This window comes from Verrucosispora sioxanthis, assembly GCF_010560025.1.
GTDB classification, from domain to species: Bacteria; Actinomycetota; Actinomycetes; order Mycobacteriales; family Micromonosporaceae; genus Micromonospora; species Micromonospora palythoicola.
The window spans coordinates 242,339-255,921 of record NZ_SAIY01000010.1 but is presented as its reverse complement, the minus strand read 5'-3'; the positions used below and the strand labels follow the sequence as shown (position 1 = coordinate 255,921).

At 73.0% G+C, this 13,583-nt stretch carries 9 protein-coding genes and 2 pseudogenes; 7 read left to right on the top strand and 4 right to left on the bottom strand.

Features of this window, described 5'->3' with window-relative positions; all coding sequences use genetic code 11:
* A partial coding sequence (locus ENC19_RS30645; RefSeq protein WP_408058106.1) for an AAA family ATPase occupies positions 1-1,139 on the bottom strand: 1,139 nt, incomplete at its 3' end.
* Positions 1,140-1,311: 172 nt separating this feature from the next.
* On the opposite strand from ENC19_RS30645, the gene ENC19_RS30640 reads away from it, so the two are divergent.
* The 5 genes and pseudogenes from ENC19_RS30640 (at position 1,312) to serS (ending at position 6,669) form a co-directional block, all read left to right on the top strand.
* Positions 1,312-1,749 (top strand): hypothetical protein, encoded by a 438-nt coding sequence (locus ENC19_RS30640; protein WP_408058105.1) that lies wholly within the window; start codon positions 1,312-1,314, stop codon positions 1,747-1,749.
* Positions 1,746-2,900 carry an alcohol dehydrogenase catalytic domain-containing protein gene (locus tag ENC19_RS25275; protein WP_164449540.1) on the top strand — a complete coding sequence of 385 codons (1,155 nt, stop codon included), beginning with the start codon at positions 1,746-1,748 and terminating at the stop codon, positions 2,898-2,900. The genes ENC19_RS30640 and ENC19_RS25275 overlap by 4 nt, the downstream gene beginning before the upstream one ends.
* Positions 2,901-2,943: 43 nt before the next feature.
* Positions 2,944-4,132, top strand: a pseudogene (locus tag ENC19_RS25270) (saccharopine dehydrogenase family protein).
* A gap of 79 nt (positions 4,133-4,211) precedes the next feature.
* Positions 4,212-5,290, top strand: a pseudogene (locus ENC19_RS25265) (DNA polymerase III subunit beta family protein).
* A gap of 101 nt (positions 5,291-5,391) precedes the next feature.
* Positions 5,392-6,669 (top strand): serine--tRNA ligase, encoded by a 1,278-nt coding sequence (gene serS, locus ENC19_RS25260; protein ID WP_164449539.1) that lies wholly within the window; start codon positions 5,392-5,394, stop codon positions 6,667-6,669.
* 131 nt (positions 6,670-6,800) lie between these two features.
* Here the strand turns inward: serS and ENC19_RS25255 are convergent, their stop codons facing one another.
* From ENC19_RS25255 to ENC19_RS25245, 3 genes are all read right to left on the bottom strand, one after another.
* Positions 6,801-7,388, bottom strand: coding sequence for a TlpA family protein disulfide reductase (locus ENC19_RS25255; protein ID WP_164449538.1), 588 nt, complete (start codon positions 7,386-7,388; stop codon positions 6,801-6,803).
* A 62-nt stretch (positions 7,389-7,450) separates the two neighbouring features.
* Complete coding sequence (locus ENC19_RS25250) at positions 7,451-8,917, bottom strand: NADH-quinone oxidoreductase subunit NuoF family protein (RefSeq protein ID WP_164449537.1); 1,467 nt, start codon at positions 8,915-8,917, stop codon at positions 7,451-7,453.
* Entirely contained in the window at positions 8,914-10,701 is a 1,788-nt protein-coding gene (locus tag ENC19_RS25245) for a ferric reductase-like transmembrane domain-containing protein (RefSeq protein WP_328824378.1), read from the bottom strand. Before ENC19_RS25245 ends, ENC19_RS25250 begins: the two co-directional genes overlap by 4 nt.
* A 254-nt stretch (positions 10,702-10,955) precedes the next feature.
* On the opposite strand from ENC19_RS25245, the gene ENC19_RS25240 reads away from it, so the two are divergent.
* Both ENC19_RS25240 and ENC19_RS25235 read left to right on the top strand, forming a co-directional pair.
* Positions 10,956-12,404, top strand: a complete 1,449-nt coding sequence (locus ENC19_RS25240) for an alpha-amylase (protein ID WP_164449536.1) — start codon at positions 10,956-10,958, stop codon at positions 12,402-12,404.
* A gap of 257 nt (positions 12,405-12,661) precedes the next feature.
* Positions 12,662-13,504: a L,D-transpeptidase family protein gene (locus tag ENC19_RS25235; protein WP_235945091.1), complete on the top strand. Its 843-nt coding sequence runs from the start codon at positions 12,662-12,664 to the stop codon at positions 13,502-13,504.
* Positions 13,505-13,583: the final 79 nt, after the last annotated feature.

The following is a 13,583-nucleotide window of genomic DNA, read 5'->3' as shown; positions in this document are numbered from 1 at the left end:
TCCACCGGCAACCGGGCCAGTTCGCGGTGCAGCAGGTCGGCCAGGAGCGGATGGCACCGGTACCAGGCCGGCCGGCCGCCGTCGTGGTGCAGCAGACCGCTGTCGTCGGCCAGCGTGCTCAGGCGTTCCTCGGCGTCGGTGGCACCGCTGAGCGCGGCGGCCAGATCCGCGCAGACGGCGTCGACGATCGCCGCTCGGCGCAGCAGTTCACGGTCCGTCGGCGCCAACCCGGCCAACGGCTCCGCCCGTAGATATCCGGCGATCTCCGGCTGGTCGGCGCCGAGTTCGCTGATCCACCGCTCCGGGTCCGGTCGGTCGCGCAGGGCGAGTGCGGCGATCCGCAGTACGGCCGCCCATCCCCCGGTCCGCTGCCGCAGCCGGGCCACGGCGGCGGCCGGTACGGCCACCCCGTGCGCGGTGAGCAGGTCGGCGATCTCGTCGCCGGTGAAAGCCAGGTCGTCCGGACCGATCTCGGTCAGTTCCCCGGCCAGCCGCAGCCGGTGCACCGCCAGCGGCGGACCGCTCCGTCCGGCCGCCACCAACCGCAGCCGCTGCTCACTGTGGCGCAGCAGGAACTCCAGGCCGGCCAGCGCCGCCGGTTCGGTGATCCGGTGCAGGTCGTCCACGATCAGCACCACCGACCGTTCCCGGGCGGCAAGGGCGGCGGCGAGGATCTCCAACTCGTCCGGGCGCGGCGCCCGGTCCGGCAGCGGCGTTTCCGCCGGATCCACGACGGAACGCAGCGCCGCACCGAGGTACGACCAGAGGCGGTCCGGGTCGTCACCCGCCTCGACCGACACCCAGGCCGGCACCGGGGCGTCCGGGTCAGCCTCCTGCCGGGTCCGCCGCCAGGTGGCGAGCAGCGTGGTCTTGCCCCACCCGGCGGGTGCCCGGAGCAGGGTGACCGGGCGGCTCACCGCCTCGTCGAGCAACCGGGCCAGCCGGGGCCGCAGGACCGTCGGTTCTCCCGGCACGGCGGGTGCCAGCCGGGAGGCCAGCAGGGGTGGGCCGCCCGGTGCTCGGACCGCCGTGTCGGCCCGGACGGTGCTGCGGTCATCCGGCATCCGGCCCACCCCCACGGACGCGTGTTTCCTCCCCAGGTCCTGCGGCGGGCGGTTACCCGACCCGCGACGGTTCACCCCTTTCAGGGGAACCGGGTTCACCCGGAACCCGGCGACACTCGCGATGAGCTGGGCGGACGCGTCGCGGATCCCACCGGATCGACCGCCGACGCCGCTCGGCGCGACGGCACGACACGGCCGCAGGCGGGAGTCGGAGGTACGAGTGGGACGGTTCGGGACAGTTGTCGCGGTGGCCGGCGCTCTCGGCGTGGCGGCGGCCCGGGCCGCGCGTACCGCCGTCACCCGGCAGCGGGCCCGGCCCGCCCGGCGCTCGGCAGGCTGGCAGGTGGTGACGATCGACCGGCCGCCGGAGCAGGTGCTGCCCGCCGCGGTCTGGCCGGAGCCGCTGCGCCGCCTCGACGGGGCCGTCGAGGTCGCGGTGCGGCGGGCGCCGGGCGGCCGGGGCACCGAACTGGCGGCCCGGCCACGGCCGCACGCGGCCTGGCCCGGGCTCGCCGCGCACCTGGTGGGCGACGATCCCGGCCTGCTGGTACGACGGACGCTGTGGCAGGTCAAGCAGCTCGCCGAGACCGGTGAGGTGCTGCGTGCCGACCGCATGCCGGGCGAGCGCGGGCCGGTGGTGCCGGTCGGCACCTCCCCACCGCCGACGGACGGGCGGTCACGGTGAGAGCGCTGTGCTGGACCGCCGACGGCGAGTTGGCCGTACGCCAGGTCCCCGATCCGGAGCTGCGCAACGACCACGACGTGATCGTCCGGGTGCGGCGCAGCGCCACCTGCGGCGCCGACCTGCCGCTGCTCACCGGCCAGGCGCCCGGCCTGGCCGCCGGTGACGTGCTCGGCCACGAGTTCCTCGGCGACGTGGTCGAAGTGGGCGCCGCGGTACGCCGGCACCGGATCGGCGACCGGGTCGTGGTCTGCGCCTCGGTGGCCTGCGGTGCCTGCTGGTACTGCCGGCAGGGGCTACCGTCGTGCTGCGACAACGGCAGCACCGATCCGAGCACGAGCGAGGCGGAGTGGGGTCATCCGGTGGCGGGCTGTTTCGGCCAGCCTCGAGCCGCAGGTGGCTTCGCCGGCAGCCACGCCGAGTACGTACGGGTGCCCTACGCCGATGTCGGGGCGTTCCCGGTGCCGGAGTCCGTCGGTGACGACCGGGCCCTGTTCGCCTCGGACGCCGCACCGGCCGGCTGGTTGGGCGCCGAGGCGGGCGAGGTGCGGCCCGGTGACGTGGTGGCGGTGTGGGGAGCGGGCGCGGTCGGTCAGCTCGCCGCCCGGGCGGCCTGGCTGCTGGGCGCCGAGCGGGTGGTCGTCGTCGACCGGCACCCCGCGCGGCTGCTGATGGCGCGGCAGCACGTCGGTGCCGAGACCATCGACCGGCGGAACGCCGATGTCACGGCACAGCTGCGGGAGCTCAGCGGTGGCCGGGGACCTGACGTGTGCGTCGAGGCGGTCGGCGGGCCCGCCGGGGAACACCGATCGCTCGCCGACCGGTTCACCGGCCGCGCCCGGGTGCCGGAGGCGGTCCGGGAGGCGGTGTACGCCTGCCGCAAGGGTGGCCGCGTCTTCGTGCTCAACGGCGGTGTCCGTCATGTCGACGCGTTCCCGGCCGGCGCCGTGGTGCACAAGGGGCTGGCCGTGCGCGGCGGACGCCAGCACGGCCAGCGACACATCCCGATGCTGCTGGACCGGATGGCCCGCGACGAGCTGCGTACCGAGTACCTGGCCACGCACCATTTCCCGCTGGACCGGGCCGCCGAGGGATACGCCCTGTTCCGGGACCGGCCGCAGGAGTGCGTGCGCGCGGTGTTCACCCCGCACTGACCGACGACGGGCGGACCGGCGGCGACGATGGCATGATCGCGGGATGGCTGCCCAACGGTCGTACGACGTGGTGCTGTTCGGGGCGACCGGGTTCACCGGCGGGCTCACCGCACGCTACCTGGCCCGGCACGCGCCGCCCGGGTTGCGCTGGGCGATCGCCGGGCGCAATCCCGACAAGCTGGCCACGGTCCGGGACCAGCTGGCCGCGATCGATCCGTCGCTGGCCGGGTTGCCGCTGCTCACCGCCGACGTCACCGACCCCGCCTCGCTGCGCGCCGTGGCCACCGACGCCCGGGTGGTGGCCAGCACCGTCGGCCCGTACGTCCAGCACGGTGAACCGCTGGTGGCCGCCTGCGCCGCCGCCGGCACCGACTACCTCGACATCACCGGCGAGCCGGAGTTCGTCGATCGGACGTACCTGCGCCACCACGCCGAGGCGGTACGCACCGGCGCTCGGCTGGTGCACGCCTGCGGCTTCGACTCGATCCCGCACGACCTCGGTGTCTGGTTCACCGTCAAACAGCTTCCCGCCGACGCCGCGATAACCGTGGACGGGTACGTACGTGCGGGCGGGCGGTTCTCCGCGGGTACGTACCACTCGGCGCTGACCGCCTTCTCCCGTACCGCCGAGGCGTCGCGGGCGGCCCGCGAACGCCGCGCCGCCGAGCCTCGCCCCACCGACCGCCGGGTCCGGGCCGTGCCGGGCCGGCTGGCCGCTCGCGGGACCTGCCGGTCTGGGCGGTGCCGCTGCCGACGATCGACCCGCAGGTGGTCCGCCGCTCGGCGGCGGCCCGCCCCGAGTACGGTCCGGACTTCCGCTACCGGCACTTCGCCGCGGTGCGGCGGCTGCCGACGGTGCTGGCCGCCGGCGCGGGCTCGGTGCCGTGGTCGGGCTGGTGAAGCTGCCGCCGACCCGACGCTGGCTGCTCGGTCGGCTCGCCTCCGGGCAGGGACCGAGCGCCGAGCAGCGGGCGAAGTCGTGGTTCAGAGTGCGGTTCGTCGGCGTCGGCGGCGGTCGCCGCGTGGTGACGGAGGTGGCCGGCGGCGACCCCGGCTACGACGAGACCGCGAAGATGCTCGCCGAGTCGGCGCTCTGCCTGGCCTGCGACGACCTGCCGGCCACCGCCGGTCAGGTCACACCGGTCACCGCGATGGGCGACGCGCTGCTGCACCGACTCACCGCCGCCGGCATCACCTTCCGGACGTTGGAGGAAGGAACGGCGCCTTCCTGACCTCTGCCGGGCCCCGCGAGCCGGTCGGGCTTGACCCTCGACCAGGTCGAGGGGGCAGGATCGGGCCGTGGACAGTGACCTGCGCAGCATCGGAGAGCTGGCCCGGGCCAGTGGGCTGACGGTGAGCGCGCTGCGGTTCTACGACGCCGCCGGGGTGCTGATCCCGGTCCGGGTCGATCCGGTCACCGGGTACCGCTGGTACGCCGACGACCAGGTGGCACCGGCCCAGCTGGTGGCCGGGCTGCGTCGGATCGGCCTGCCGGTCGCCGAGATCGCCCGGGCGGTACGCGCGGAACCTCCGGTGGTGCACCGCCTGATCGAGTCGCACCTCGGGCGGCTGGCGGACGGGCTGGCCGAGGCGCGTGCCGAGGCCGCCCGGATCCGTCGCCTGCTCACCGCCGACCATGCCCCGCAGGTCACCCGGCTCGTCCTGGCCGGGCAGGAACTGTCCGCCGCCGTGGACGCCGTGCGGTTCGCGGTCGGCAACGACCCGGCGCTGCCGGGACTGGCCGGTGTGCTGCTCGACGTGACCGACGAGGGTGTCCGGCTGGTGGCGACCGACCGGCACCGGATGGCGGTGGCGACGGCCGGTGCGGCGGTACGCGGTCCGGCGGTGCGGGCGCTGCTGCCGGTGGCCGCCGTCGACCGGTTGCGCCGGCTGTCCGGCGAGGCGGCCACCGGCGAGGTGCGGCTGACGCTGGTCGGCCGGCAGGTCGTCGCCGACGTCGCCAGGCGTCGGTTGCGGGTGACGACCCTGCCGTACGACTTCCCGATTACCACGCCCTGTTGCCGGGAACGACGGGCGCGCCGGCCCGCCGGGTGCCGGTCGACGCGCCGTGGCTGGTCGCCGCACTGCGCTCCGGCGCCCCCACGGTGACCCGTGAACACGCGGGCGGCCCGCTGCCGGTGACCGTGCTGGGGCTGGGTGGCCGGGACCCGCTACGCCTGCTCGGCCCGGACGAACTGGCCGACAGCGGTGCCGGTCGGGCCGAGGTGGAGCTGCGGGTCGGCGTCAACGGGGAGTACCTGCTCGACGCGTTGCGCGCGGCGGGTGGCCCGCGCCTGGTGCTGGAACTGGACGGCCCGGTCACCCCGCTGGCCATCCGCCGCCCCGACGATCCGGCCGCCTTCTCCGTCCTGATGCCGATCCGGCTCTGACCGCCGGATCCGGGGAAGCGGGTGCGGGAGGCGGGGCGATTCGGGCGCGACGGTAGCATCTGGAGGTCCACCCGAGCCCGGACGGAGGCGTACGGAGCAGCATGCTCGACATGGAGTTGATCCGGAAGGATCGCGACGCGGTGGCGGCCGCGCTGGCGAAGCGGCTGGACGCCGCCGAGGTCGACCGGGTGCTGGCGGAGATCCAGCAGCTCGACCGGGAGCGCCGCCGGCTGATCACGGAGATCGACGGGGAACGCCAGCGCCGCAAGGCCGAGGCCCGGGCGTACGCGCAGGCGAAACGGGCCGGTGTCGAGCCGCAGGTCACCTCGGAGGCCGGTCGGAAGCAGGTCGCCGAACTCGAGGCGGAACTCGACGAGGTGCAGGCGCGGCTGCACACCACCATGAGCGAGCTGCCCAACCTGCCGGCCGAGGACGTGGTGCCCGGCGGCAAGGAGGCCAACCGGGTGGTGAAGACCTTCGGTGCGCCACCGGCCATCGAGAAGGTCCGCGACCATGTCGAGTTGAGCCGGATGCTGGGTCTGGTCGACCACGAACGCGGCGTCAAGCTCGGCGGCTCCGGCTTCTGGATGTACACCGGCCTGGGTGCCCGGTTGGAGTGGGCGCTGGTCAACTGGCTGATCGAGCGGAACATCGAGGCCGGGTACGAGTTCCTGCTGCCGCCGCACCTGCTGCTGGACAGCGCCGGTTTCGCCGCCGGCCAGTTCCCCAAGTTCTACGACGACGTGTACCACCTGGACAAGCAGTCCGCGCCGCGCGGACAGTTCCTGCTGCCGACGGCGGAGACGGCGATCCTCGGTGCGTACCAGGACGAGATCCTGGAGACCGCGAAGCTGCCGCTGAAGGTGTTCGCGTACACCCCGTGCTACCGGCGCGAGGCGGCCGGCTCGCACTCCGACGAGCGGGGCACCGTGCGGGGCCACCAGTTCAACAAGGTGGAGATCTTCCAGTTCACCCTGCCCGAGCAGGCCGACGCGGCGCTGGAGCAGATGGTCAGCCATGCGGAGAGCCTGGTCGAAGGGCTGGGTCTGCACTACCAGCGCAGCCTGCTCGCGGCCGGCGATTCCAGCGCCTCGATGCGTAAGACGCTGGACATCGAGGTGTGGATGCCCAGCACCGGGAAGTACAAGGAGGTCTCGTCGGTCTCCTGGGGCGGTGACTACCAGGCCCGCCGGGCGGCGATCCGCTACCGCGAGCCGGGGGGCAAGCAGACCCGCTTCGTGCACACCCTCAACGGCTCGGCCCTGGCCACCAGCCGCCTCCTCCCGGCCATCCTGGAACAGTTCCAGCAGCCCGACGGCTCGGTCCTGGTCCCCGAAGTCCTCCGCCCCCGCCTCAACACCGACCGCCTGACCCCCTGACCCTCTGACCCTCTGACCCTTTGATCTACTCACGTTGATCATGAGGTTTGCGGCACTTTTGGAGATCGACAGTGCCGTCAACCTCATGATCAACGCGGAGGGGCGGGGGGGACCTGGGGTGGGGGCCGGGGTCAGGTGGCGGCTAGGGCGGTTACTCGGCGGGTCAGGTCTTCGCCGTCGAGCCAGCCCTGGTGGATGATTCGGCCGTCGCGGTCGATGATGACGAAGGTGCTCTGCTCGACCACCTCGAAGCGGCGCCAGATCGTCCCCGCACGGTCCTCGATCTGCGGCATCGGGCCCAGTTCGAACTCGGTGACGAAGTCGGTCATCGCCTTGCGTTCGCCGAGTCCCGCGACACCGATGATCGGCACGGTCTCCCGGAAGCCGGGCTCGATCTCGGCGATCGTCCACGCCTGGCTGGCGCAGGTGGCACACCAGGGTGCCCAGAACCAGAGCACCACCGGCAGGCCGGCCAGGGCGGCGGCGTCGAAGGCCGCGCCGCCCAGGGTGGTGCCGGTGAACCGCAGGGTGTCCGGTACCGGCACGGTCGGCCCGGTCGACGGGGACGCGGTGTCGACGGTGGTGGCCGGCGGGCCACCGGCCGGCGGGGCCGCCCCGGCGTCCGGACCGGCACCGCATCCGGCGGTGGCCAGCACGGCGGCGAGCAGGACGGCGGTGGCCGCCCCGGTTGACCGCCCCGTCGGTGAAAGCGACCCCATCCGCGTCTCCCTCGATTCGCTCACCCGTCAGCCGGGCAGCGGAGCCGCCACGGTCGGCGGGCTCAGGCCTGGGTCAGCCGCAGCGCCAACGCCGGGCAGACCTTCACCGCCTTCACCGCGCCCTCCCGCAACCAAGTCGGTACGGGGGTGGGCGGGAACGCGGGGTATCCGTTCTGGTCGAGCCGGATGAAGTCCGGCACCACATGGGCGCAGAGGCCGTGCCCGTCACACCGGGACCAGTCCAGGACCAGCTTCTGCGGGTCGGGATCGGGAGCGCCGGGCAGGCCCATCATGCCCTTGACCCGCCGACCGCAGCCCTCACCGGTGGTGTGCTTCTTCAGGTCTTCGGCGAAGACCTCCATCGCCGAGAGCGCGAATCGGGACGTACCGTCGGGGTGGCTGCACGCGCCACGGCCCTTGACGTCGCCGGCGGCGGCCCGGACGACCTCCACCGGCGCGCTGCCGGAAACCGCCAGGTCGACGGCGCGGGCCAGGTCGGGCAGCCCGCGCTTGCACGGGCCGCACTGCCCGGCGGACTCCCCGGCCAGGTAACGCACCACCTGCGCTGCCTCGCCCAGTGGGCAGGTGTCGTCGGCGAGCGGGACGATGATGCCGGCGCCGAGCGTGCCACCGACCGCGGCGAGACCCTTGCGGGAGACCTCGGCCCGCTCGGCCGCCTCCCGGGTGGTCCACTTGCCGTGGTAGCCGCCCATCAGGATGCCGGGGCCGTCCGGCACCTCGCACAGTTCGAGGATCTCGGCCAACGGGGTGCCGGCCGCGCACTCCACCACCGCGTGGCGTTTCGCCGCGCCGGTGACGCTGAGCAGCACCGTGCCGGGTTCGTCGTCGGTGCCGAGCGCCGCGTACTCGTACGGGCCCAGCCGGGCGGCGACCGCCACCTGGGCGTACGTCTCGGCGTTCGACAGCAGGGTCGGCAGCCCACCGACACCGGAGTCGCTGGCACGCTTCTTGGTGCCGGGCGGGATGTGCGGCAGCCCGTTGATCCCGTTCACCAGCGCGCCGCCCTCACCACTGATGAACCGGTGCGGCACCGTCACGACGCTCGTCGGCACCGGCATCCGGCGCTCGTCGAGGGCCTCCATCAGGGAGTCCCGGCCGACCATGTCGTCGGCCACACAGAGCACGATCTCCTCGGCGTCCAGCGCGAACGCGGCGAGCGCGGCACCGTCGAGGATCAGGTGCGGCGCCCGGGTGAGCAGGACCTTGTCCTTCCAACTGGCCGGCTCGCCCTCGGTGGCGTTGACCACCACCACGGGCGGCAGATCCTGGCGTTCACAGGACTCCAACACCGCCCGCAGCTTGCGAGCGAACGGGAAGCCGGCCCCGCCCTTGCCCTTGAGCTGGATGCCCTCGGCCAGACGCAGCAGGTTGGACGGCTCCATCGGACTGATCGGGCCGTGCACCATCTCGTGGGCGCGCAGGTCGAGCCGGCCGAACTCGGCGAACCCCGCGGTGAGCCGGGGCTCACCGACGGCGGCCACCGGAGGAACGGTGGTCCGCGTCGTCACTTGGCCTCGCCCCGCAGCCCGGCCCAGTAGGCGCCGTCCACCGAATCCGGATCGGCCCGGCGGCGGCGCCGGCTCTCCGCCGACGAGGCCCGGCGGGCACGCCGGGAGGCCAGGTCGACCAGGGTGGGAGTGTCGTCGTCGGCCACGTCGTCCGGGGCGTACCGCGCCGGCGGGCGCCAGTAGTCGGTCTCCGCCTCCGGCAGGTCGTCCTCGGCGCTGTGTCGCCCTCCGCCGCTACGCGGCTCGGCGGAGATGGGTGCACCGGAGATCGGGCCGGCCGAGATCGGGTTGCTCGACTCCCACCGGCGAGGGCTGTCCCAGGGCTCCTCCGGCTCGTCGACCACGCGCTGCGGTGGTGCCGAGTACCGACTGTCGGTCCGGGAGCGGCGGGAGCGGCCGTACTCCTCCTCGTCGTCGGAGTCGCGGCGGCGGCGACGCACCGGCTCCTCGTACTCCATCAGATCCTCGTCGCGACGGGACACGCGGCGGCCCACCGGCTCGCGCTCCTCCTCGCGCCGCGACCGGCGGCCGGTCGGTTCCTCGTCGCGCCGCGACCGGCGTACCACCGGCTCCAGGTCCTCTTCGACCCGCGCCGTACGCCGCCCGCTGGTCTCCAGCTCCTCGTCGCGGCGGGAGGCACGCCGGCTGACCGGCTCGGCGTCGCGGCGCCGGCGCGCCACCGGTTCCAGCACCTCGGTCTCGCGGCGTACGACGCGCTCCAGTTCCTCCTCCTCGCGGCGGGAGGCACGCCGGACGACCGGCTCGAACTCCTCGTCGCGACGGTCCCGGCCGGACCGGACGGGCTCGCGCAGCGTGCCCGGCTCGGGGACCACCGGCACGGTGAACCGTTCCGGGTCGTTGCGCCGGATGGTGGGGCTGGCCCAGGTCCCGGAGGTGCTGTCGGCCCAGCTCGTGTCGCGGCGGACCCGCTTCTCCCGGCCGTCGTCGGCTTCCTCGCGCCGGCCGGTCAGGGTGCCCAGCAGGGACTTGCCCCGGGTCTCCTCGGTGGACTTGGCCCCGCTCATGACCTCGTTCAGCACCGCGGCCTGCTGTTGCTCGCGGCTGCGCCGTTGCAGGGTGACCGAGAGACGGACCATCAGGGCGAGCACGACCAGCACCACGCAGGCGAAGTAGCTCAGGCCCACCCAGGTGGCGGGCGGACGGCCGGCGAGCAGACCGTGGAAGATGGCGAACGGCCAGGAGACGTACGCCATGGAGTGCAGGGCACGCCACACCCACTTCGGACCGACGTCGGCGAACCGGGCCCGGATGATCCCGGTCCAGAGCACACCCACCATGAGCAGCGCGGCGATGGTGCCCAGCCCGACGTAGAGGCCTCGGCCACCGACGAACGGCACGGCGGCGTCGGTAACCCCCGCCCGACCGCTGGCGATCTTCGTGATGACGTGGAAGGCCAGTCCGGCCACGCCGAGGATGCCGGTCGCCCGGTGCGCGGACTGCAACAGCACCCGGTGCCGGATGAGCAGCACCAGCCGATCGGTGGCGATCAGCCCCATCATCACCGTGAGGCTCAGCGCGACAAGCGCGATCACGCCGGCGAAGAACTCGGTAAAGAAGAAGCCCATCGCGTACATCTTCTGGCCCGCGCCGGTGAGCATCGTCAACGCCCACAACGCGGCGAGCCCGGACGCGGAGAGCGCCATGATCTGGCCGCGGGACCGGACGCGGATCCCTCGACTGCTGCTGCTGGTACGTACGGCAGCTGCCTTCTCGTTCTGCGTAGCCCGGACCATCTGCTCCTCGATCGTCTCGCGGCGGCGCACCGCCGGCCGACCCTGTTCCCCATTCCAGTACGCAGCGCGGCTCCGGTCGGATCAGTGTCGTAAGAAAAAATCTCGCCGAGTTGTCGAACCGCCCCGCCGCCCGGCGCGTATAACGGCCCCGCGCCGACCGTCCACACCAGTGCATTGACAGGCGTTGAAATCGGCTTGTAACCTTTCTGAAATTTTCAGTCCCGGTTGCAAGGTCCGGGCAACCCGCACCACCTCCCCGTCCCCCGGCACCCCTGGAGCACCCGATGCATCGACGTCGACTCCGCCCGGCGATCGTCGCCCTCGCCCTGATCGCCGGTCTCCTCGCCCCCGGCATGGTGACCGCACCCCCGGCCGTCGCCGCCCCGAGCGGCGGCAAGAAGGTCATCGCCAACCTCTTCGAGTGGAACTGGCCCTCCGTCGCCAGCGAGTGCGGCAGCACCCTCGGCCCGAAGGGCTACGGCTACGTCCAGGTCTCACCACCGCAGGAGCACGTACGCGGCAACCAGTGGTGGGTGGCCTACCAGCCGGTCAGCTACCGGATCGAATCCCGCAAGGGCACCCGCGCACAGTTCAAGTCCATGGTCGACGCCTGCCACGCGGCCGGCGTGAAGGTGATCGTCGACGCGGTCATCAACCACATGTCCGGCCAGACGGGCGGCGGCACCGGGTGGGCCGGCTCGTCCTACCAGCACCACGTCTACCCCGGCATCTACCAGTCGCAGGACTTCCACTACTGCGGGCGCAACGGCAACAACGACATCGTCAACTACAACGACCGCTACGAGGTGCAGAACTGCGAGCTGGTCAACCTCTCCGACCTGAAGACGGAGTCCGACTACGTCCGCTCCCGGCTGGCCGCGTACCTCAACGACCTGCTGTCGCTCGGGGTGGACGGCTTCCGGCTGGACGCCAGCAAGCACATGCCGGCGGCCGACATCGCCAACATCCGCAGCCGGCTCAGCCGGTCGGCGTACATCGTGCAGGAGGTCATCTACGGCGCGGGCGAGCCGATCACGCCGAACGAGTACACCGGCAACGGTGACGTGCACGAGTTCCGCTACGGCAAGGACCTGGCCCGGGTGTTCCGCTCCGAGCGGCTGGCGTACCTGCGCAACTTCGGCGAGGGCTGGGGACACCTGCCCACCGGCGTCTCCTCGGTCTTCGTGGACAACCACGACACCCAACGCGACGACGGCGGTGTGCTCACCTACCGCGACCGGGGGATCTACGCCCTCGCGAACGCGTTCATGCTGGCCTGGCCGTACGGCTCCCCGACGGTGATGTCGAGCTACACCTTCAGCAGCCGCGACGCCGGCCCGCCCTCGGACGGCGGCAACAAGACGCTCAACACGGTCTGCTACTCCGGGTGGGAGTGCGAGCACCGCTGGCCGGTGATCGCGAACATGGTCGGCTTCCGCAACGCCACCGAGGGCACCGGGGTCAGCAACTGGTACGACAACGGCAACAACCACATCGCCTTCAGCCGCACCGGCCGCGGCTACATCACCATCAACGACGAGGGCTCCGCGATCAACGGCCGCTCCTACTACACGGGGCTGCCCGCCGGCCGCTACTGCGACGTCATCCACGGCACCTTCACCAACGGCACCTGCTCCGGCCCGGTGATCACCGTCGACGCCAACGGCTGGTTCGCCGCCAACATCCCCGCCCACGACGCCATAGCCCTCCACCTCAACGCCCGCCTCCCCTAACACCCCCCACCCCCCCACCCCCACCCCCACCCCGCCCGACCACCGCTGTTGATCAAGAAGTTTCGGTCGCCTCGCGCCGGCATCCCGACGCAAACTTCTTGATCAACGCGGCGGGCGGGGGCGGGAGGCGGGGGTGCTGGGAGGGTTTTGGGGGGGTTTGGGGGTTTTGGGGGTATGGTGGGCGGGTGGGGTTTTTGGGGGTTATGGGGTCGCGGGGGCGGCGTGGGGTCGCTGTCGGGGTCGGCGTGGCGGTGCTGATGGGTGGGGCCGCGTACACCGGGTGGGCGCTGACTCCGGCCCCCGAGACGACGCCGGTCGCCGGGCCAACCGCCGGGGCGGTGCTGCCGACCGCGGAGGTGCCGCCGTCCGCGGACGCCGAGCGGGTGCTGCCCGCCGTGCCCGCACCGGACGGGCTGCCGGAGATCGACTACGACCCCGCTCCCGCAGGTTTTCCCGACGACCCGGACGCCCTCGACGCCGCACCGCTGACCCAGGGCCTGCACCCGACCCGCAGGATCGCGGCGTACGACGCGCCCGGCGGGCGGCCGCTGGCGTTTCTGATGCCGACGATCAGCGAGGTGGAACTGACCGTGCCGATCGCCCGCCGCGAGTCCGGCTGGACAGCGGTGCTGCTGCCCTCGGCCAACCGCAAACTGGCTTGGCTACCACCCGGCGGCTTCCGTACCGTCGCGCTGCGCGACCAGATCGTGGTGGAACGAACCCCGTTCCGACTCACCTGGTACCGCGACGGCACCGCGCAGCGCTCCTGGCAGGTCAGTCTCGGCCAGCGCGGCCAGGAAACCCCGCTCGGCCGGACCTTCGTGCTGGGCCGCACCCCACCGCCGGAGTCGGTCTACGGCGGGGTGGACATCTACGCCCTCGGCTCGATCCCCGACGATCTGGACTCGGTGCCGGCCGGACTGCGCGGCGCACACATCGGCATCCACACCTGGTACCACGACGGCGAGCTGGGTCAGCAGACCACCAACGGTTGCATCCGACTGACCGCCAGCGGCCAGCGCCTGCTACTGGAGAAGCTGCGTCCGGGCACGCCGGTGGTCGTCATCGACGAACTGCCCGACCCACCACCCACCGCCTGAGCCCACGCCCGCTAGCGTGCCGTCCCGCTCCCGCCGACCTGTACGCGACGCGTTTGCCAGGGCTCTCGACTGTGCTGGC